The organism is Hyphobacterium sp., from assembly GCF_965217055.1.
In the GTDB taxonomy this organism is placed as follows: Bacteria; Pseudomonadota; Alphaproteobacteria; order Caulobacterales; family Maricaulaceae; genus Hyphobacterium.
The window spans coordinates 2,361,815-2,381,221 of the sequence record NZ_OZ244227.1 but is presented as its reverse complement, the minus strand read 5'-3'; the positions used below and the strand labels follow the sequence as shown (position 1 = coordinate 2,381,221).

Below are 19,407 nucleotides of genomic sequence, written 5' to 3'. Positions count from 1 at the left end.
AATACACCGCGTCATCGGGGATCAGAGATAGCCCTGAACTGTGAATAACCGCCGGTGCTCCTCCAGCGCGTAGCGGTCCGTCATGCCGGCAATGTAGTCGCAAACAAGCCGGGCGAGTTCGACGCTGCCGGGCGCGCCGGCATCCCTCCGGAAGCGCGTGGGCAACAGGCCGGGATCGGCGATGAACCGCTCGAACAATTCGGTCACGACCCGCTCCGCCTGTGCCATCATCCGATTGACCTTGTAATGCCGGTACATGTTGGCGAATAGATGGCGGCGCACTTCGGCCAGCTCAATCAGCATGTCGTTGGAGAAAGCCGCCGTCTCGACGCCGGCCGAGCGGACCGATTGCGCACTATCAGGCGCAAGATTCGCGAGGCGTTTTCGGGTTTCGCCCAGCACGTCCTCGACCATCACGCCGATCAGCTCGCGGATCATTTCAAGGATCTGGATTTCCTCGCTTGCCGCGGGATAGCGCTGCCGGATCGCCGCCAGTGTTCGCCCGACCAATGGTAGTTTGGACAGTTCCTCTAGGTCGAGAAGGCCGGCGCGCAGCCCGTCATCGATATCGTGATTATTATAGGCGATGTCATCCGACAGCGCCGCGATCTGCGCTTCCAGCGAAGCAAAGCTGTCGAGTTCAAGCTCCCGCCAGTGCGGATAATCCGTAATGCCCCAGTTGAGCTCGTCCTCGCCCTTTGCCGCCGTGATCAATGGGCCATTGTGCTTGACGATTCCCTCGACGGTTTCCCAGGTCAGGTTCAGACCCTCGAACTCCGCGTAGCGGACTTCCGACTTGGTAATGATCCGCAATGTATGGGCATTGTGATCGAACCCGCCGAACTCTTTCATGCACGCCGCCAGCGCCCGTTCGCCCGCATGCCCGAAAGGCGGATGCCCCATGTCGTGCGCCAGTGCCAGGGCTTCGGTCAGGTCCTCGTCGGCATCCAGCGCCCGTGCGATCGTGCGGGCGATCTGTGCCACTTCCAGCGAATGCGTGAGGCGGGTCCGGTAATGATCGCCTTCATGGGCCACGAAGACCTGCGTCTTCTCCTTCAGTCGCCGAAAGGCGGTGGTGTGGATAATACGGTCGCGGTCGCGCTGGAACGCGGTTCGCGACGCGCTTTCCGGCTGCGCATAGACCCGCCCGCGCGATTGCGAAGGGTGGCAGGCATAGACTGCCCGGCTGCGATCTGTCGCCCCGACGCTCATGCTTGTGTCCAATCCGGGTTTGCGTACGCCTCGCGGGCTCCATATATCACGGGGCAGCAAAACAAAAGCCGGAGCCCGTCATGGCCGCACCGCAGATCGAACTGACCGAACGCGCCGCCAAGCGCATCAATGCCATTCTCGACGCCGAGAAGGCTGGTGTTATGCGCATTTCCGTCGAAGGCGGAGGATGCTCGGGCTTTTCCTACAAGTTCGACCTCGATGAAGCCGCGACCGATGACGACACGCTGCTCGAACGCAACGGCGCGAAAGTGGCGATCGACTCGGCCTCGCTGCCCTTCCTCGCCGACTGCACCATCGATTTTTCCGACGATCTGATCGGCGCGACCTTCAGGATCGACAATCCGCATGCCACGGCGGCCTGTGGTTGCGGCGTCAGCTTCTCGATCTGATGGACATTCTTGAAGCCCTGCGTGGTCGTATTTCGACGCGGGCCTTCCTCGACAAGCCCGTCGACGAGTCCACCGTCCGCGCCGTCCTGGATGATGCACGCTGGGCCCCGTCAGGCGGCAATCTCCAGCCTTGGAAAGTGCATGTCGTCACCGGCGCGGCACGGCAGGCGATCATCGATGCCACGAAGGCAAAGCTCGAATCCGATCCGTTAGGCGACGAAAATACCTTTCCGGTCTATCCTGCCAAACTCTGGGAGCCTTATCGCTCGCGTCGGTTTGCGGTCGGCGAACAGATGTACGACATCCTCGGCATACCGCGCGAGGACAAGGCCGGTCGCCTGATCCAGGTCCTGAAAAACTTCGACTTCTTCGGCGCGCCGGTCGGCCTCTTCTTCACTATCGATCCGAAGATGAATCCCAATCAGTGGGCACATCTCGGCATGTTCATCTACGCCGTCGCGCTGGCTGCTGAAGCGCACGGGCTGGCAACATGCATGCAGGAAGCCTGGACACGGTTCACAAAAACCATCGGCGCCGCACTCGACCTGCCGGACGACGAGCAGGTCTATTGCGGCATGGCGCTCGGCTATGCCGATCCCGGTGCGCCGCTCAATTCGATGCGCACGGAACGGGCAGATCTCGATGAGATCGCCAGTTTCCGGGGCTTCTAGCCGCGACGGCCGCATTGCGCATAACTCGCCCCTTGTCCCGGGCAGGATCCGTTGCCTGGATCGACCCGCCGCAAGCGCCGCGGCGCGGCAAACCGAGTGGTCACCAGCGAATTGTTGTGGCTAGTTGGCGAAAATCGAATCTGGAATGTCCAAAGGCCCGCCCATGACTGTCACCATCGCCACCTGGAACGTCAATTCGGTCAAGGCGCGCCTTGCAAACGTACTCGACTGGTTGCGCGAGAGCGAAACCGACATCGTTTGCTTGCAGGAAATCAAGTGCATTGACGAGAACTTCCCGCGCCTCGAGATCGAGGATCTCGGCTACAACGTCGAGACGCACGGTCAGAAATCCTATAATGGCGTTGCCATTCTCTCGAAATTCCCGATCGAGGAAACGGTTTCCGGTCTTCCCGGGGATGATGAGGACGAGCAGGCGCGCTATCTCGAAGCGGTGATTGCGATCGACGATGCCGTCGTGCGCGTCGCCTCGATCTACCTGCCCAATGGCAATCCGGCACCGGGCCCCAAATTCGACTACAAACTGGGCTGGATGAAGCGCCTCAACGCGCGCGCCGCCGAGCTTCTCACCTATGAGGAAAATCTCGTCCTTGCCGGCGATTACAACGTCATTCCCGGTGACAATGACGTGCACGATCCTGCCGCGTGGGAAGGCGATGCTCTGACCCGGCCGGAATCGCGCGCCGCCTTCCGCCAGCTCCTTTTTCAGGGCTTCACCAGCGCCTTCGAGCAGTGCGATGGCCGCGCGCACCAGTATACGTTCTGGGACTATCAGGCAGGGGCCTGGCAAAAGGATCACGGCATCCGCATCGACCATCTGCTGTGTTCGCCGCAAGCCGCTGACAGGCTCAGATCCGTGGAGATTCACAAGAAAACGCGCGGTAAGGCGAAAGCCTCGGATCATGTGCCGGTGGTGGCAGGTTTCGACTTCTAGAGCGTGTCAGCCAGCACGTTCTCGCCGAGCTCGGGCGGGCGGACCATCAAGTCCAGCATGCCGGTCACCAGGTCGATTTCCTGCAACAGCGTGCGGACGCGCTCCTCATCATCGAGCGGCTTGAACAGGCTGCCCGGCTCGAACAGATCGCCGGTCTCGACCGCAATCAGCAATTCGCCGCCGCCATTCCGCTCGTCGAATGCCGCGCGCACCTTCTTGCCCTTCACTGCGTTTTCCAGCGCCAGCAGGCGCTCCATGAAGGTGGGCGTGAGGAGATAACGGGACATGACCTGGTCGGTCGAATACACCTCGAACAGCTTTTCAAAATCCGGGTCGACGAGGCCGACACGCTCCAACTTGTGGCTGCCGAACGTCTTGCGCCCCCAGCCTTCCAGCGCATTGAAAAATCCCTTGTCGCGGGTGATGACCGTGACGCCCTCGACGGTACGCGGGAATTCGATCCTGATCAGGAGACCGCGGAACACCGTCACGTAATAGGTCCGGTTCTTGGACCGCCGGCGCTGTTCAAGTTTCGCTTCGTAAAGCTCGAAGACGGAACCGTGCCGCTCGCCGGTGAAATGGTCCTCGAAATGGTCGCGTTGCGACGACGGGATCAGCCCATGCTCGCGGAATACGTTGAAACGCGCCGGCTGATTCGGCTTGAGCGCATATTGCATATGCGACGTCTCGGCGAGCCGTTCGAGGAGGCCGGACTTCACTTCCTTGCGCAAGGCGTTGAGCTTGCGGCCGCCCAGCACGAAGCCAAGGATTCCAAGGCCGATCAGCGCAAATATTCCGAACTGCGGCAGAAGGAGAAGCGACAGGACGACGAGCGCAACCAGCCCGGCAGCAATTCCACCGATACCGCCGAATACCAGCTCGTTCACGGCGCGCTTCCGGCGTGTCTCTCGCTCGGCAAGAAAGGGCGAGAGCTCGTCGCGCCAGATGGTTTCCATCTCCGGAGATAAGGCAGTCGACTCGGTCATGAGGAAAAGCTAACGCCATCCGCCCGACACGCAATCTTTCGTCCGGCGTGAATTCGCAAAGGCAAAGAAAAACCCTCGCTCAAACGAGCGAGGGTTTCTCCTGAAACTGCCGTCCGGGTCAGTTGGACGGGTAGAAATTCACCGTCAACGGTGCCCATGGCACACCCAGATGCTCGACGAACTGGCGGGTCAGCTGACCCCGCACGAGCCCGTTGGCTTCCTGGTAGCGCACCATGGCCTGGTAGGTCTGTTCGCGGAACAGGCCATCCACTGGGCCGTTGTAGTAACCGGCATCTCGCAGACCGATCTGGATCTGCTCGATCGCCTGCGGTGTCGTGTTGATTTCGCACAGCACTTCACGCCAGGCGAGATTGCCAGCACCGTCATAGCTGACGCGCGTGACTTCGCGGGTCACCGGCGGAATGGTCCGGGTTTCTTCGCGACCCGGCGTCACCAGACGCTCGACAGTGGTGGTCTCATAACGCGCCGGGATGACTTCCTCGACCACGCGTTCCGGTTCGACGACGACCGTGGTTTGGACAGTCTCGTATTCGGCCGGAATGATTTCCTCGACCACGCGCTCGGGTTCGACTTCCACGGTCGTGGTGAGCGTTTCATAGCGCGAAGGGATCACTTCCTCGACCACGCGTTCCGGCGTGATGATCTCGGTCCGGGTTGCCGACGTCGTAACGGGCGGCAGTTCGACCGGGCTCGGAGACGTGCCGCCATCGGCGGTGCGATAGACGATGCGCTCGGGGCTCACCAGGCGCGTCCGGGTGACCGTTTCATACTCTGCCGGCACTTCCACACGACAGAGAATTTCCCCGGTCGGCAATTCACGCAGATCGGACGACGAGAAATTGCTCCGCGCGAACTCTGCTGCGCTGGAGGCATTCGAATTCGAAGCCAGATAGAGCGGCTCGGAAGGCTGCCAAGTATAATACGCCTCACGTACCAGCACCTGTTCCGTATATTCCTCGTACTGTGCCGGGATCACGACGGGTTCGATACGCGATTCCTGGATGGTGACGGTTTCAGTCACAGTCCGTGTTTCTGCGGGCACGACGCGGCGAACCGTTCTTTCCGGCTCGACCAGGACTTGCTCGGTGCGGGTTTCGTAAACGGCAGGAATAATCCGGCGTTCAACGCGCTCCGGACGAATCAGGACCTGCTCGGTCCGGGTTTCGTACTGCGCGGGGATCACGCGGCGAACCGTGCGTTCTTCCTCGATCAGCACCTGCTCGGTTACCGTTTGGTATTGCGGCGGAATGACGATGGTTTCCGTGCGCGCTTCGGCCACGATAATTGTGTCCGTTATCGTCCGCGGGCTCGGCGGAACCAGCACACGCGAGAAACACTGACCATCGGTTGTTGCGGGCGGCAGATCAGCTGAAAGTCGGCTTTCGAGCTGCTGAATGCGTTGCTGCGCACGCTGGAGTTCCTGGCGAAGCTCCGAGTCTGATTGGGCGTTGGCGACCCCTGGTGCCAGAATGGCAATGGCGCCAATGGCCGCGCCCGCGGCCAAGTTCTTGCGAATATTCACGGTGTTCCCCCAGTTTTCTGTCTGTCGAATATAATCGTTAACGCCATTTCAGAAAGCGGCAACAACTGACACGCGAAAAATGCCTCAGGAGCGCATAAAAACGCAGACGCCCGATTGTGGTCATCACGCCCGGATCGCCCCGCAGAAATTGCATTGGCTGCTGAAAATGCAGCCTTCGATGGCAGAATTATGCCAGTCGCCCGCGCGCCGCGACCAATGCTGTCTGCTGCGCTGCATAGTCGGACAGTTTCTCGCGCTCGCCGGCGACCACCGCTTCCGGCGCATTGGCGACGAATTTCTCGTTCCCGAGCTTTTTCTCGAGCCGCGTGATCTCGCCCTCGATTTTCGCGATTTCCTTGTCCAGACGCGCCCGTTCGGCGTCAAAATCAATGACGCCTTCCAGCGGCAAGGCGTAGGTCACTTCGTCGACCACGATTTGCGCTGATCCGTCAGGCGCTTGTTCGGCCGCACCAATTGAATCCAGCCGCGCCATCCGGCAGATCAGGGCGGAATGGGTTTCCAGCCGCTTCGCCAAAACCGCGTCGGCGTTTACGGCAAGGCCCGCCGGTTTTGCATTCGGCGGAATGTTCATCTCCGAACGCAACTTTCGGATCTCGGTGATCAGGCTGACCAGCCAGTTCATCTCGGCCTGTGCACTCTTGTTCGTCAGCCCATCCAGCTTTGGCCAGTCACCGACGATCAGGAGGTTGTCACGCCCCTTTTCACCCGCCGTCTTCGCCCACAACTCTTCGGTCACAAACGGCATGAAGGGATGCAGGAGTTTCAGCGCGACCTCCAGCACAAACGCCGTCGTCGCACGCGTCTCGGCCTTGGCAGCATCGTCATTTCCGGAAAGCAGCGGCTTGGCGAACTCCAGGTGCCAATCGCAGAACACGTTCCAGACAAAGCGATAGGCCGCGCCGGCCGCTTCGTTGAACTTGTAGCTCTCGAGCCCCCTTGCGACTGCCGCAGCGGCCGCTTCGGCTTCGCCGAGCAGCCACTGGTTGACCGTCTGCTTCACCGCTTTCGGATCGAAGTCCGGATCCGGAAGGCAATCATTCATCAGGCAGAAGCGGGCCGCATTCCACAGCTTGGTGCCGAAATTCCGGTAGCCCTCAACGCGCTCTTTAGACATCCGAATGTCGCGTCCCTGGGCAGCCAATGCCGCAAGCGTGAAACGCACCGCATCGGCGCCGAACTCATCGACCAGTTCCAACGGGTCGATCACATTGCCCTTCGATTTCGACATCTTGGCACCGTGCTCGTCGCGCACCAGGGCGTGGATGTAGACATCGTGGAAAGGGATTTCCTTCTGGAAATGAAGCCCCTGCATCATCATCCGGGCGACCCAGAAGAAGATGATGTCGAATGCCGTAACCAGCACGGACGTCGGATAAAAGCGCTCCAGCTCATTCGTTTCCTCGGGCCAGCCCAGCGTAGAGAACGGCCATAGGGCCGAGGAAAACCAGGTGTCGAGAACGTCCTCGTCCTGGGTAAGCGTCTTGCCGCCGGCCTGCGCAACGGCTTCAGCTTCGTTTTCGGCGACATAGACCTTGCCGTCTGCGTCATACCAGGCCGGAATCCGGTGTCCCCACCAGAGCTGGCGCGAGATACACCAGGGCTGGATGTTGCGCATCCAGTTGAAATAGGTGTTCTCCCAGTTCTTGGGGTGGAATTTGGTGCGCCCGTCCTCGACCGCCGCAATGGCGTCCTTCGCCAGCACGTCCGCCTTCACGAACCATTGGTCGGTGAGGAAAGGTTCGACAACCACGCCCGATCGGTCACCGAAGGGCTGTTGCACCTTGCGATCCTCGATCCCGTCGAGCAGGCCGAGCTCGTCCATGCGCGCAACCAGTTTTTCGCGCGCCTCGAACCGGTCGAGCCCGCGCCACTCGGCTGGAATGCGGTCAAGCCCGTCGACGGTCTCGTCGGCGATCTCGCTGATGAGCCGCGCCTCGCGGTCGAGAATATTGACCATCGGCAGGCCTTGGCGTTCGCCCACCATGAAGTCGTTGAAATCGTGCGCCGGCGTGATCTTCACCGCGCCCGAGCCCTGCTCCGGATCCGCATGTTCGTCGGCGACAATCGGGATTTCGACATCGGCAATCGGCAGACGAAGTTTCTTCCCGACCAGGCCGGCATAGCGCTCATCGTCCGGATGCACCGCAACCCCGGTATCGCCGAGCACGGTTTCCGGGCGGGTCGTTGCGACGACGATGTAATCGCGGGTCTCCCACGCAGTGGGCTTCCCGTCCTCGTCGAAAGCCACGGGGAATTCATAGGTCGAGCCATCAGCGAGCGGGTAACGGAAGCGCCAGAAATGCCCGTCGACCTCCTTGTTCTCGACTTCCAGGTCGGAGATCGCGGTCTGGAAATGCGGGTCCCAGTTCACCAGCCGCTTGTCGCGGTAGATGAGGTCCTGATTATAGAGCTCGACAAAGACCTTGAGGACTGCCTTGGACAACCCTTCATCCATGGTGAAGCGCTCGCGGCTCCAGTCACAGGATGCGCCCAGCCGGCGCAATTGGTTGAGGATCGTGCCCCCGGATTCCTCTTTCCATTTCCACACGCGTTCAATGAAGGCTTCGCGCCCCATATCCCGGCGCGAGATATTGCCTTCAGCTGATAGCTGGCGCTCGACCACCATTTGCGTCGCGATACCGGCATGGTCGGTTCCAGGCTGCCAAAGCACGGCCTTTCCCAGCATGCGGTGATAGCGGATCAGCACGTCCTGAAGCGTGTTGTTCAGCGCGTGGCCGATATGCAGGCTGCCTGTTATATTCGGCGGAGGGATGACAATCGAATAGGTTTCGGCGTCCGGGTCGTCCTTCGGCTGGAAGGCTCCGGCATCTTCCCACTGCGCGTAGAGGCGCGGTTCGGCGGCTTTCGGATCAAAGGTCTTGTCTAGCATGGCGGCGGATACATAAAGGGCGCCGACGGTTTCGTCGACGCCCGCTTGTTGTTGATGTCAGATCAGGCTCAGCGTCGACGCGCAATGCGTTCGATTTCCGATTCGACCTTTTCTTCGACGATGCGCGGCAAATTGGCGTCCAGCCATTCCTTCAGCATTGGCCGCATCATTTCGCGGACGATGCCTTCAAGCGTCAGGCCATCAGCGCTGGCGACCCGCAGGTTTTCCGCCAACGCATCAAAGGCACCAGCCGCCGCGGTCGCGGCAGGCGTTCCGACCAGCGAATCATCACTCTCGGGCTCAGGGGCGCTTTCCATGACGGGTTCCGGCTCGGGCTCAGGCGCCGGTTCCGGCGCAGGCTCAACCTCGTCCTCGCGATCGACAATCATCAGATCATCGTCCAGCGCAAGCGGATCCGTGCCAGCCGATTCGTCTTCGACCGTCTCGGTGAGTTCCAATACCTCTTCTTCAGGCTCAGGCTCTGGTTCGGGTGCAGGTTCCGGCGCGGCTTCAGCAACCGGCTCCGGCGCGGGCTCGGGATCCGCTTCGGTTTCCTCGGCGACTTGCGGCTCTGCTTCTGCCTCTGGAGCAGCAGCTTCGGCTTCGCCGTCACCGCTCTCTTCATCCTCGTCAATGATCCGCCGGATCGAAGCGAGGATTTCTTCCATGGACGGTTCGTTTTCAGCAGCTTCAGTAGACATTAGCGCGCGATTCCTTGTTCATCGCTTCCCCTGTTCGGGGAATAAAACCGGTGTTGGGGTATCGTGTCCAGACAGAATGCCCAGTTTTCCCAAGCTAATTCCACGGAGTCAGGTCGAATTCAGTCCGGCTTGGCTCGCTAAGATAGGGTTCAGGCGTCCCGGAAATTTCAAGCGTCTCCGCCGTGAGCAGCCCCATCGCCTGCAATAGCGTCAACCCGGCGACATACGAATCGCGTTCCGCACTGACGAGTGTCAGGCGCGCTTCAAGCAATTCCTGTTCGGCATTCAGCACATCGAGAGTCGTCCGCAATCCAACGAACGCTTCCTGCTGGACACCCTCCAAAGCAATTTCGTTCGCTTCGACCGACCGCTGGCTCGAATCAATGACGGAACGGCTCGCAACAAGATTGTTGTAGGCGGTTGTCACCACTTCCGTGACCTGCCGGCGTGCCGCGGTCACGCGAATGCGTGCCTGGTCGGCATTGAAGGTGGCCTGCCGGAGACGTGATCCGTTCAGCCCGCCGGTAAACAGTGGCACTGACACTTCCGCCGTCAGCGTATAGCGATCGGTCTCATCGCCGGGAAAATTCTGGTCATGGGCGCGGCTAGCAGCAGCCGCCAGCGAAACGTCGGGCGAGAACGCACCACGGGCGGTTTGAATACCGGCGCGCGCCGAGTCCTCATTGAATGCAGCGGCCCGCAAGACCGGGCTGTAATCGAGTGCAATTTCGAGCGCATCCTCGATCGAAGCCGGAAGCTCGGGAAGCGGCGGTTCCGGCGTCAATGTCGCCGGATACTGGCCAACAACGGCGGCATAGCGCGCACGGCTTGCAGCGAGCTGCGACAGGGCCGTAGCAAGTTGGGCACGAGCGCTCGCAAGACGGGCTTCAGCCTGTGACACGTCGGTGCGTGTGATCTCGCCGACTTCGAACCGGTCCTCGGCAGCGTCCAGCTGCGCGAGAAGAACCTCGACATTGTTGCGGCGGATATTCGCGATTTCGACGTCGCGGCGCACGTCAAGGAATGCGGTTGCGGCCGCGAGCAACACGGTCTGCTCTGTAGCGCGCAGCGATTCCCGGGCCGCCAGAACATTGGCCTGTGCCTGGTTGATGGCACCGTTGATCTCGCCACCGCGCCAGATCGCCTGGCTGGCATTGATGCTGTAGGTTTGCGGAGTCACCGTATTGGCCTGGTTGAAAAACCCGCCTGAGCTCTCGGTCCGCGATCGCGAAATTCTGGCCGTGGCAGAAACATTGGGCAGCCATCCTGAACGAGCCTGGGTGACCGTCTCTTCCGTCGCCCGCAATCCGGCCCGGTCCGCCTGCAATGTCGGATTCGATCGGTAGGTCAGTTCGAGCGTTTCCTCGAAAGTCTGAGCGCCTGCCGGCAGCGAAATGGCGATGGCGGCCAGAGCGCCTGTACAGAAAAGTCTTTTGAACATGTTCGTCCCTCGGATTTCGCTGTACTTTATACAGCTGGCGCCACCGGCATAGTGTCGGCTTTGTAAGAATTCTAACGAAGCCGTAGCAAGTGAACAGTGTTCACTTAAGCGCCCCGCCATCATTTACAAGCAGCGTACCGCGCTAAAAAACGAATCCGGGCTCTTTCTGGAAACCCGGAATCAGCCGGGGCGTCGCATCAAAAACTGTCCGCTGGCCGATGCTGTCGCCCGACCGCGTGAAAATCGTGGCTTTGCCGATATGCCCTTGCCACAGAACCACCGCCAACCGTCCGCCATCTTTCAATTGATCGAACCAGGCCCGCGGCGTCATCTCTACCGCGCCTTCCACAAAGATTACGTCGTAAGGCCCCTGCCCCGGCGCGCCTTCGCGCGGATTGCCCTTGATGACGACGGCATTGTCGCACCCGGCATTGCCCAAAGCAGCTGAAGCCTTTTCGATCAGGGTCTCGTCGGTCTCGACACACACGACCGTCTCGGCGAGACGCGAGATCACGGCAGCGGCATATCCGCGCCCGCTCGCAATATTCAGCACCAGATCCGATTCGTCGATTTCGGCAGCGTCGATCAGCATGGCCAGTTCACGAGGCCGCATCATCCAGCGCCCCGGCGCTGTCTCGACCTCGCTATCAGCGTAGGCGAGCGCCTGCTTGCTCTTCGGCATGAAGGTTTCGCGCGGCAATGTCCGCATCGCGCGCAACAGCCGCCGCTCGGTTACATCAGCGGTGTGAACCTGGCTGTCCACCATGGCATCGCGTTCGCGGGAAAAGTCGAGCACGTGCAGCCCCCTCATTTCTGATTGCGCCGCGCTTATATCGCGCGTTCAAAGCCCGCGGCAACACTTGATGACGGCGATCGTGCGAAGACACGTTGCCGCATGAATTCGCCTCGGTTACAAACGCGCCTCACCGCGCCGAGGCTCCGTGGCGGAGTGGTGACGCAGCGGATTGCAAATCCGTGTACCCCGGTTCGATTCCGGGCGGAGCCTCCACTCTCATGCCAACCAAATCGGCCCGCCGGCCATCAGCCTTGGCCGGCCGTGCGCCGACCGACGCCGGCGCGCTCAAGTTCGGCATTCAGCTTCCCGGAGATCGCGAGGACCAGCATGTGATAGTCGCCGCGCAGCGACCAGAGTGGGTAGGTGAAGGTCGCCGGTTTGTTGCGCTCGACAAAAGCATGGCTGATCCAGGCGAAAAAATAACCCGACACCGGCACCAGCAACAGCAGCCACAAATTTCCGCTGGCGATGGCATAAGTCAGGACAATGATGGCAAGAATCGATCCCGCATAATGAAAATAGCGTGTCGCCGGCCGCGCGTGCTCTTGTAGGTAGTAGGGGAAAAACTCGCCATATGTTGTGTATTCGCGCATGGCCTTGGCCCTTTCGGATAAGACTTTCTCAAACAGCTTGAATCCTTTTCGACCCGATCGCAATGGTGTTAACCGATCATTTACCCTCTTGGGGGAAGGTGTAGTTGTCTTCCCGTGAAGACACCCCACCATCCACCCAATGCCTTATCGGGAGCCCTTCGGCTCCCGATCTTCTTTGTGCATTTGGTTGTGATCCGAGGCTTGCCGCCGGGACTCATCCGGTGATATAGCGGCGCGCTCATTGAGATGGTTATTCCCTGGTAGCTCAGTTGGTAGAGCAGGTGACTGTTAATCACCGGGTCGGCGGTTCGAGCCCGTCCCAGGGAGCCACTCTCCGCAGGATTTTCCGATTATTTTTGATCAGTTCCGAAAAACTCTGATCAATTACCGGCTTTGCCCTCGATTCTTCGCGTAAAGCGGCGTATCTCGCATCTGCAATATCAATGCGGGCGGAAAGTGGGCCTCCGACACATGAAACTGAACAGCCGATATATCGCGGCGATCGTCATCGTGCTTCTGGTGGGCGGATTCTTCCTGTTTGGAACAGTGTTCAGCAACAACGATGTCGAACGGGCCGCAGAAGACGGGCGAGCGCCGTCACGCGCACCCCGTGTCATCTATGAAATCGTCGAAGCGGGCGAACAACCCGCACTTCTGGTCCTGCGTGGGCGGACGGAAGCGTTTCGCGAAGTCGCGGTCCGTGCCGAAACCGGCGGACGCGTTGTCGAGGCAGCTGCGCTCGAAGGCTCACGCGTCAGCGAAGGAGACCTGTTGTGTCGCCTTGATGTCGATGCACGCCAGGCGGCGCTCGACCAGGCGCGAGCCGACCTGCGCGCGGCCCAGCAGGAATATGAGGGCGCGGTCGCCCTTGGTGACCGCGGCTATCGCTCGCAAAACTCGATCTCCGCGCTCGAAGCCGCACGCGACGGCGCCCGCGCCCGGCTGGAGGCAGCCCGACAGGAACTTCAGAACATCTATATCCGAGCGCCATTCGATGGCTGGTTCGATCGCCGCGAAGCCGAGATCGGTGATTTTCTTGCGCCCGGCGAGCCCTGCGGGGTAGTGCTCGAACTGGATCCGCTGCTCGCCGCGGCCCAGGTTGCCGAGCGCGATGTCGGGGCGCTTCAAGCCGGCATGACCGGTCGTGCGCGCCTGATCACCGGCGAGGTCGTCGACGGCACGGTCCGTCGTATCGCGCGCCAGGCCGACCCGGCGACGCGGACATTCCGGGCAGAGCTTGCGATCGACAATCCCAACGGCGAACTACGCGCCGGCGTAACGGCCGAGATCATCATTCCGCTGGAAACGCGGCCCGCCCACCTGGTGCCGACAACCGTGCTGGCGCTCAACCAGGACGGCAATATCGGCGTGCGGGTGATAGGCGATGACGGTCGCGTGAACTTCGTCGAGGTCGAATGGTTGTCGGATGAAGCAGGCGGAAGCTGGGTATCCGGATTGCCGGACCCGGCACGGGTGATCGTGCAGGGGCAGGATTTCGTGGAAGACGGCGCTGTTGTCGACGCCGTGCGTGCGCCATGACGGCGCTCGTCGATTTCGCGGTCAGCCGCGTTCGGATGATCCTGGTCATCTTTGGCGTGCTCCTGATGGCCGGGCTTGTTTCCTACATCACCGCCCCCAAGGAAGCTGACCCTGATATCCCGATCCCGTTTGTCGGCGTAATCGTTCCACTGGAGGGCCTGTCGCCGGAAGACGCAGAGCGCCTGATCCTGCGGCCGGCCGAGACCGAATTGCGTTCGATCGAGGGGCTCGAGGAACTGAATTCGACCGGGCAATTGGGTGCCGGCTCCATGGTGCTCGAATTCGACGTCACCTTCGATGCCGATCAGGCGATACTCGATGTACGCGAGGCGATGGACCTGGCCCGCCGCGAATTCCCCGAGGACGCCCGCGAGCCCGTCCTGCGCGAGGTCAATGCCGCGCTGGCTCCGGCCATCGTGGTTCAGCTTTACGGCGACGTGCCCGAACGGGCGCTGTACCGCCTTGCGCGTGATCTGCAGGACGAGCTGGAATCCCTGCCGTCCGTGCTCGAGGCGAACCTTTCCGGCACACGCGATGAGCTTCTCGAAGTCGTGGTCGACCCGGCACGGCTGGAAAGCTTCGGCGTAACGTTCGGGCAAGTGATCGGCGCAGTGCAAGCCAACAACCAGCTTGTCGCGGCCGGTGCGCTCGACACCGGCGATGCCCGCTTCCAGGTCAAGGTTCCCGGCCTGTTCGAGACCGCACAGGACGCGCTTGAATTGCCCGTCGCCCGCAATGGCGACACCGTCGTCACGCTTGCCGACCTCGCCGAAGTCCGTCGTACGTTCAAGGACCGCGACGGTTTTGCCCGCTACAATGGCCGCCCGGCCTTTTCGCTGCAGGTTGTACGTCGCCCCGGCGCCAATGTGATCGACATGACGGCGGAGGTACGCGAGCGGGTTGCGGTCATATCGCAAGGTTGGCCGGAATCGGTCGGCCATGCCTTCTCGCTCGACGTCTCCACCTACGTCCAGGATTCGCTCAACAGCCTGTCGAGCTCGATCACGCTGGCCATCGTGCTGGTGATGATTCTTGTCGTCGCGGCGCTGGGCCTGCGCTCGGCCCTGCTGGTCGGAATCGCGATCCCGTCCAGCTTCCTGTTCTCCTTCCTGCTGCTCAGCATTTTCGGATACTCGGTCAATTTCATGGTGATGTTCGCCATGGTGCTGGCGGTCGGCCTCCTGGTGGACGGCGCCATCGTCGTCGTTGAATACGCAGACCGGAAACTCGCCGAAGGAACGCCGCGCCGTGACAGCTACGCCATGGCCGGCAAGCGCATGTTCTGGCCGATCGTATCCTCGACCGGCACCACGCTGGCCGCCTTCCTGCCATTTCTCTTCTGGGACACGATACCGGGCCAGTACATGGCCTATTTGCCAACGACACTGATATTCGTCCTGTCGTCAGCCCTGTTGATGGCGCTGGTCTTCCTGCCGGCGCTCGGCTCGGTCATCGGTAAGCAGCCGGCAAAAGGCGACGCATCTGCGCTCGCCATGCTGTCGGCGGAAAGTTCTGCGAAACCCACCGAGCTGCCGGGTTTCACCGGCCTTTATGCGCGCACCATTTCGGCACTGGTCGAGCGGCCGCTCATGGTCGCCGGTGTCAGCCTGCTGGTCGTTGTCACCACCTTTGTCTGGTTCGGATCGACGCCGCACCGGACCGAATTCTTCCTCGATACCGAGCCCGAGCAGGTCTACGTCTTCGTCCGCGCTCGCGGCAATCTTTCGCCCGCGGAACAATATCAGCTCGCCGTTCAGGTCGAGGAGCGACTGGAAAACATCGACGGCATTCGCGGCTACTTCACGACCGCCGGGACGTCTGCCCAGTCCGGCAATTTCAATGACGGGGTATCCGGCGCCCCGGCCGATGCTGTCGCCCGCATTTTCATCGAGTTCTACCCCCACGGTCAGCGCCGCGACGGGCGCGAAATCCTCGCTGACATCCGTGAAGCCGTTGCCGATATTCCCGGTCTGGTGACCGAAGTCCGCCCGTTCGAGAACGGGCCGCCGGTCGGCAAGGACGTCCAGGTCGAACTGCGTTCTGATAATTTCGCGGACCTCGACGACGTCGCCAGGGCGGTGCGCTCCCGTCTCGACCAGACCGAGGGGCTGGTCGACATCGAGGACACGCTGCCGCTGCCAGGTCTTGAATGGCGGCTGGCGGTCGATCGCGAGGAGGCCGGACGCTTCGGAGCGGATGTCGCGCAGATTGGCGCTGCCGTTCAGCTGGTCACCAATGGCGCTCTCGTCGGCCGTTACCGTCCCGACGATGCCGATGAAGAAGTCGACATCCGGGTCCGCTTTCCCGCGCAATATCGCGGCATTGATTCGCTCGACCAGTTGCGAGTGAACACGCCGGACGGCTCGGTTCCGATCAGCAATTTCGTCACTCGCGAAGCGCGTCAGCGAGTCGATTCCATCAACCGCCGCGACGGCAAGCGCGTGATCGAGATCCGCGCCAATGCCGAGGAAGGCTACGCGGCCAATCTGCTACGCGACGAATTGCGCGCCTGGATCGAAGAAGAGCAGGCAGCCGGACGGCTATCCGCAGATGTCGATATCCGCTTTCGCGGCGCCGACGAGGAAACCGCCGAAGCCGGCCAGTTCTTCATGGTCGCCATGCTCGCCTCATTGTTCATGATGGCCGTTATCCTGCTCTGGCAGTTCAACAATTTCTGGCACGTCCTGCTGACGCTGCAGGCTGTCGTCCTTTCGGTCGTCGGCGTGATGTTGGGAATCCAGATCTCGTTCCCATACATCTCGGTATTGTTCGTCGGTACTGGCGTGGTGACCCTCGCCGGCATCGTCGTGAACAACAATATTGTCCTGATCGACACTTTTCACCGTATGCGCGAGCTCGGCTATTCGGTCGATGAATCCATCGTCCGCACCGCCGCCCAGCGACTGCGCCCGGTCATGCTTACAACGATCACGACGATCTTCGGCCTCCTGCCAATGGTGTTCCAGATCAATGCCAATTTCGGGTCGGGAGTCCTCTCGATCGGCGGGCCGTCCTCGGAATGGTGGGTGCAGCTGTCCAGCGCGGTCGTCTGGGGCCTCGGTTTTGCCACGCTCCTGACGCTGGTGCTGACGCCCGTCTTCCTGGGCGCGCCACTGCGGATGGGCAATTTCCGTCGCCGCATCATCGGCTGGGGGCAGGCACGGCTTGGCCTGACACCCGCGGCGGAACGGTCCGCGCCGGCCGAGTAATTCTGGCTGCAGATGCCTTGAGCGACGCCATGACCCGCGCGGTCGCCGCGCAATTCCAGGTGCTGGATGCCAACGGAGATGTCGTCGCCAGTGGCATCACAGGCAACGAGGCGATTTCCCTGGCGCCCGGAGACTACCGGATCGTTGCTGGTGACCGCGAAGCGCCTGCGCATATCGTCTCGGACGAAGTCACAATGATCGGACTGGACTAGACTCGACGCGGCCTTCAGCCTCTGCCTGTCGCTGCCACATCCGCGCGTACAGTTCTTGGCGCGCCAATAGCTCTGCGTGCGTGCCGCGTTCGACGATGCGGCCGTCGTCCATGACCAGGATCTGGTCTGCGCCGGCAATCGTCGACAAGCGGTGCGCCACGGCCAGCGTCGTCCGGCCGGCGGCGGCCTGACTCAATGCCTTTTGCACTTCTTCCTCGGTCTCGGAATCGAGTGCCGACGTCGCCTCATCAAGGATCAGCAGTCGCGGATTGCGAATGATTGCGCGCGCCACGCCGACACGTTGCTTCTCACCCCCCGACAATTTCAGCCCACGTTCGCCGACCAGCGTATCGAGCCCGTCCGGCAGAGCGCGAATGAAATCGCCGAGCCGCGCCTGTTCGGCAGCTTCCAGCAACGCGGCTTCGTCGGCATCCGGGTCGCCGTACTGGATGTTGGCGCGCAGCGTATCGTTGAACAGGACGACATCCTGCGGCACCAGCCCCATCTGGGCGCGCAAACTGTCCTGGGTCACGTCCCTGATATCGGTACCGTCGAGCAACACCCGGCCCGGCGCCGGATCATAAAAACGGAATAGCAGTTTCAGCAGTGTCGACTTTCCTGCCCCCGACGGCCCGCACACACCGGTGAAACTGCCGGGGGGCAAATCGAAACTGACGTCGTCCAGCGAGCGGTCGCGCCCGTCATGGGCAAACGACACACGCTCGAAACGAACCGACCCGGCCCCGCTGTGCAGCGGCCGGGCGGCGGGCCCGTCGGCAACATCCGGCCTTATCGCAAGTGTCTCGAACAGGCGTTCCATATCAACCGCGGCCTGCCGGATTTCGCGATAGGCCCAGCCCAAAATGTTGAGCGGCTGATAGATGTTCATCAGGATCAAGGTCACCGCCGCGATGTCGCCAGCCAGCAGCACGCCATTCCAAGCCTTCCAGCCTGCCACCACCGCCATCGCCAGCAACCCGAGATTCATGACCAGGGCTTGCAGTCCGTTGAGCAGCGCCAGTGAACTCATCGACCGGGTGGCGGCATCCGCATAGCGCGTCAGCGCCTCGTCATAGCGATCGGTTTCGCGCTGCTCGGCGGCAAAGGACTTCACTGTCTCGAAATTCATCAATGCATCGACCGAGCGCGCACTGGCTTCGTTGTCGGCTTCGTTCATGTCGCGCCGCAAGCGCACCCGCCATTCGGTCACCAATGCGGTCGACAACGCGTAAGCTGCGACGGTGACGACAGCGATCACCGGAAACTCCCAGCCATAGGCAATGCCCATCACGGACGCCGCAAGCAGCAATTCGATCACGGTCGGTCCGATATTGAAGACGAAGAAACGCAGGAAGAAATCAATCGCCCGCGCGCCGCGGTCAATGATCCGGTTGAGCGCGCCCGTCCGCTTGGTCTGGTGAAAACCGATCGAAAGCCGCTGGACGTGTCCGAATGCCCGTACCGCCGTCAGCCGCTGTGCATCCTGGCTGACCGGTGCGAACAGGGCGTCCCTTAGCTGCGGCGCCCCGACGCTCATGAAGCGTGCGCCGGCATAGAGCATGAAGGCGGCAACGAACCCCCAGATCGCCGTATCAGCGGTTCGCTCCGTGATCGCGTTGACACCTTCGCCAAACGCCACCGGGGCAGTCACCGCAAACAGTTTGGCAATCAGCGTCAGCACCAGCGCCAGTGCCATGCGCGGGCGCCATTTCTTCATGTCGGTGGACAGGAGGAGCGCGAACAACCGTCCAAGCGCGGCCCGAAATTCACCGCGTGGCGGTGAGGAGGAAGTCTCAGCCATGGCGCGCTAGATAGGGATCGCGGCGGGCAAAAGCCAGCCCAAAAAGAAAACGCCGCCCGGGTTGCCCCGGGCGGCGTTTAATCGGAATTCCGAAAAGACCTAGATGTCTTTCAGGCTCGCCGCCGGGCGGAATGCCGCGGAGGTCTTGGCCTTCGACATCATTGTCTCGCCGGTCCGCGGATTGCGAACCTGGCGCGCCTCACGGTGCTTGGCGTAGAAGGTGCCGAAACCGGCGAGCTGGACGTTGTCCTTGCCTTTCACGGCTGACACGATCGATTCGATCGTGGCATCCACCGCTTCACCGGCCTGAGCCTTCGACATGCCTGTAGAGTCGGCGACGGCTTTGGCGAGATCAGATTTGTTCATTGCGGGTCTCCCCCAAAATTGAGTTGGTGTATTGCGCCCGGGTTTGATCCCATGGCACGCAACA

At 61.4% G+C, this 19,407-nt stretch carries 16 protein-coding genes and 2 tRNA genes; 8 read left to right on the top strand and 10 right to left on the bottom strand.

What is annotated here, in order from left to right; translation table 11 throughout:
• Positions 1-21 precede the first annotated feature (21 nt).
• On the bottom strand, positions 22-1,212 hold the full coding sequence (locus ACOOFN_RS11845; protein ID WP_420431730.1) for a deoxyguanosinetriphosphate triphosphohydrolase: 1,191 nt from the start codon (positions 1,210-1,212) through the stop codon (positions 22-24).
• Positions 1,213-1,292: 80 nt separating this feature from the next.
• Here ACOOFN_RS11845 and ACOOFN_RS11840 point away from each other — a divergent pair, with 80 nt between their 5' ends.
• The 3 genes from ACOOFN_RS11840 (at position 1,293) to ACOOFN_RS11830 (ending at position 3,245) form a co-directional block, all read left to right on the top strand.
• On the top strand, positions 1,293-1,622 hold the full coding sequence (locus ACOOFN_RS11840; RefSeq protein WP_420431728.1) for a HesB/IscA family protein: 330 nt from the start codon (positions 1,293-1,295) through the stop codon (positions 1,620-1,622).
• On the top strand, positions 1,598-2,293 hold the full coding sequence (locus ACOOFN_RS11835; RefSeq protein ID WP_420431726.1) for a nitroreductase: 696 nt from the start codon (positions 1,598-1,600) through the stop codon (positions 2,291-2,293). The genes ACOOFN_RS11840 and ACOOFN_RS11835 overlap by 25 nt, the downstream gene beginning before the upstream one ends.
• Positions 2,294-2,456: 163 nt before the next feature.
• Positions 2,457-3,245, top strand: a complete 789-nt coding sequence (locus tag ACOOFN_RS11830; protein ID WP_420431724.1) for an exodeoxyribonuclease III — start codon at positions 2,457-2,459, stop codon at positions 3,243-3,245.
• On the opposite strand, the gene ACOOFN_RS11825 is transcribed toward ACOOFN_RS11830, so the two are convergent.
• From ACOOFN_RS11825 to ACOOFN_RS11800, 6 genes are all read right to left on the bottom strand, one after another.
• The gene (locus tag ACOOFN_RS11825) at positions 3,242-4,231 is read right to left on the bottom strand and encodes a DUF3137 domain-containing protein (protein ID WP_420431722.1); all 990 of its coding nucleotides are present in this window, start codon (positions 4,229-4,231) and stop codon (positions 3,242-3,244) included. The two genes, ACOOFN_RS11830 and ACOOFN_RS11825, sit on opposite strands and share 4 nt — an antisense overlap.
• A 118-nt stretch (positions 4,232-4,349) precedes the next feature.
• Positions 4,350-5,774: a peptidoglycan-binding domain-containing protein gene (locus tag ACOOFN_RS11820; RefSeq protein ID WP_420431720.1), complete on the bottom strand. Its 1,425-nt coding sequence runs from the start codon at positions 5,772-5,774 to the stop codon at positions 4,350-4,352.
• Positions 5,775-5,961: 187 nt separating this feature from the next.
• A complete protein-coding gene (locus ACOOFN_RS11815) occupies positions 5,962-8,685 on the bottom strand; it encodes a valine--tRNA ligase (protein WP_420431718.1) in 2,724 nt (907 codons plus the stop codon).
• A gap of 68 nt (positions 8,686-8,753) precedes the next feature.
• A complete protein-coding gene (locus ACOOFN_RS11810) occupies positions 8,754-9,386 on the bottom strand; it encodes a DUF2497 domain-containing protein (protein WP_420431716.1) in 633 nt (210 codons plus the stop codon).
• Positions 9,387-9,480: 94 nt separating this feature from the next.
• Positions 9,481-10,827, bottom strand: coding sequence for a TolC family outer membrane protein (locus tag ACOOFN_RS11805; protein WP_420431714.1), 1,347 nt, complete (start codon positions 10,825-10,827; stop codon positions 9,481-9,483).
• 142 nt (positions 10,828-10,969) lie between these two features.
• Positions 10,970-11,638, bottom strand: coding sequence for a protein-L-isoaspartate O-methyltransferase family protein (locus ACOOFN_RS11800; RefSeq protein ID WP_420431712.1), 669 nt, complete (start codon positions 11,636-11,638; stop codon positions 10,970-10,972).
• Positions 11,639-11,762: 124 nt separating this feature from the next.
• Between ACOOFN_RS11800 and ACOOFN_RS11795 the strand changes: the two genes are divergently transcribed.
• Positions 11,763-11,836: transfer RNA gene (locus tag ACOOFN_RS11795), tRNA-Cys, on the top strand.
• Positions 11,837-11,868: 32 nt separating this feature from the next.
• On the opposite strand, the gene ACOOFN_RS11790 is transcribed toward ACOOFN_RS11795, so the two are convergent.
• Entirely contained in the window at positions 11,869-12,216 is a 348-nt protein-coding gene (locus tag ACOOFN_RS11790) for an Mpo1-like protein (RefSeq protein ID WP_420431710.1), read from the bottom strand.
• Between the two features lie 254 nt (positions 12,217-12,470).
• Here ACOOFN_RS11790 and ACOOFN_RS11785 point away from each other — a divergent pair.
• From ACOOFN_RS11785 to ACOOFN_RS11770, 4 genes are all read left to right on the top strand, one after another.
• Positions 12,471-12,546, top strand: a tRNA-Asn gene (locus tag ACOOFN_RS11785).
• Between the two features lie 141 nt (positions 12,547-12,687).
• Positions 12,688-13,755 (top strand): efflux RND transporter periplasmic adaptor subunit, encoded by a 1,068-nt coding sequence (locus ACOOFN_RS11780; protein ID WP_420431708.1) that lies wholly within the window; start codon positions 12,688-12,690, stop codon positions 13,753-13,755.
• Complete coding sequence (locus ACOOFN_RS11775; RefSeq protein ID WP_420431706.1) at positions 13,752-16,964, top strand: efflux RND transporter permease subunit; 3,213 nt, start codon at positions 13,752-13,754, stop codon at positions 16,962-16,964. Before ACOOFN_RS11780 ends, ACOOFN_RS11775 begins: the two co-directional genes overlap by 4 nt.
• A gap of 29 nt (positions 16,965-16,993) precedes the next feature.
• Positions 16,994-17,176 (top strand): hypothetical protein, encoded by a 183-nt coding sequence (locus ACOOFN_RS11770; protein ID WP_420431704.1) that lies wholly within the window; start codon positions 16,994-16,996, stop codon positions 17,174-17,176.
• Here the strand turns inward: ACOOFN_RS11770 and ACOOFN_RS11765 are convergent.
• A complete protein-coding gene (locus tag ACOOFN_RS11765) occupies positions 17,154-18,977 on the bottom strand; it encodes an ABCB family ABC transporter ATP-binding protein/permease (RefSeq protein WP_420431702.1) in 1,824 nt (607 codons plus the stop codon). The genes ACOOFN_RS11770 and ACOOFN_RS11765 overlap by 23 nt on opposite strands.
• Positions 18,978-19,076: 99 nt before the next feature.
• Complete coding sequence (locus ACOOFN_RS11760; RefSeq protein WP_420431700.1) at positions 19,077-19,343, bottom strand: HU family DNA-binding protein; 267 nt, start codon at positions 19,341-19,343, stop codon at positions 19,077-19,079.
• Positions 19,344-19,407 lie beyond the last annotated feature (64 nt).

Excerpts from the sequence above, each read along its gene's own strand:
- ACOOFN_RS11845 (WP_420431730.1), bottom strand. The coding sequence starts at position 1,212 with ATGAGCGTCGGGGCGACAGATCGCAGCCGGGCAGTCTATGCCTGCCAC.
- ACOOFN_RS11840 (WP_420431728.1), top strand. The coding sequence starts at position 1,293 with ATGGCCGCACCGCAGATCGAACTGACCGAACGCGCCGCCAAGCGCATC.
- ACOOFN_RS11830 (WP_420431724.1), top strand. The coding sequence starts at position 2,457 with ATGACTGTCACCATCGCCACCTGGAACGTCAATTCGGTCAAGGCGCGC.
- ACOOFN_RS11825 (WP_420431722.1), bottom strand. The coding sequence starts at position 4,231 with ATGACCGAGTCGACTGCCTTATCTCCGGAGATGGAAACCATCTGGCGC.
- ACOOFN_RS11815 (WP_420431718.1), bottom strand. The coding sequence starts at position 8,685 with ATGCTAGACAAGACCTTTGATCCGAAAGCCGCCGAACCGCGCCTCTAC.
- ACOOFN_RS11810 (WP_420431716.1), bottom strand. The coding sequence starts at position 9,386 with ATGTCTACTGAAGCTGCTGAAAACGAACCGTCCATGGAAGAAATCCTC.
- ACOOFN_RS11805 (WP_420431714.1), bottom strand. The coding sequence starts at position 10,827 with ATGTTCAAAAGACTTTTCTGTACAGGCGCTCTGGCCGCCATCGCCATT.
- ACOOFN_RS11800 (WP_420431712.1), bottom strand. The coding sequence starts at position 11,638 with ATGAGGGGGCTGCACGTGCTCGACTTTTCCCGCGAACGCGATGCCATG.
- ACOOFN_RS11790 (WP_420431710.1), bottom strand. The coding sequence starts at position 12,216 with ATGCGCGAATACACAACATATGGCGAGTTTTTCCCCTACTACCTACAA.
- ACOOFN_RS11780 (WP_420431708.1), top strand. The coding sequence starts at position 12,688 with ATGAAACTGAACAGCCGATATATCGCGGCGATCGTCATCGTGCTTCTG.
- ACOOFN_RS11775 (WP_420431706.1), top strand. The coding sequence starts at position 13,752 with ATGACGGCGCTCGTCGATTTCGCGGTCAGCCGCGTTCGGATGATCCTG.
- ACOOFN_RS11770 (WP_420431704.1), top strand. The coding sequence starts at position 16,994 with ATGACCCGCGCGGTCGCCGCGCAATTCCAGGTGCTGGATGCCAACGGA.
- ACOOFN_RS11765 (WP_420431702.1), bottom strand. The coding sequence starts at position 18,977 with ATGGCTGAGACTTCCTCCTCACCGCCACGCGGTGAATTTCGGGCCGCG.
- ACOOFN_RS11760 (WP_420431700.1), bottom strand. The coding sequence starts at position 19,343 with ATGAACAAATCTGATCTCGCCAAAGCCGTCGCCGACTCTACAGGCATG.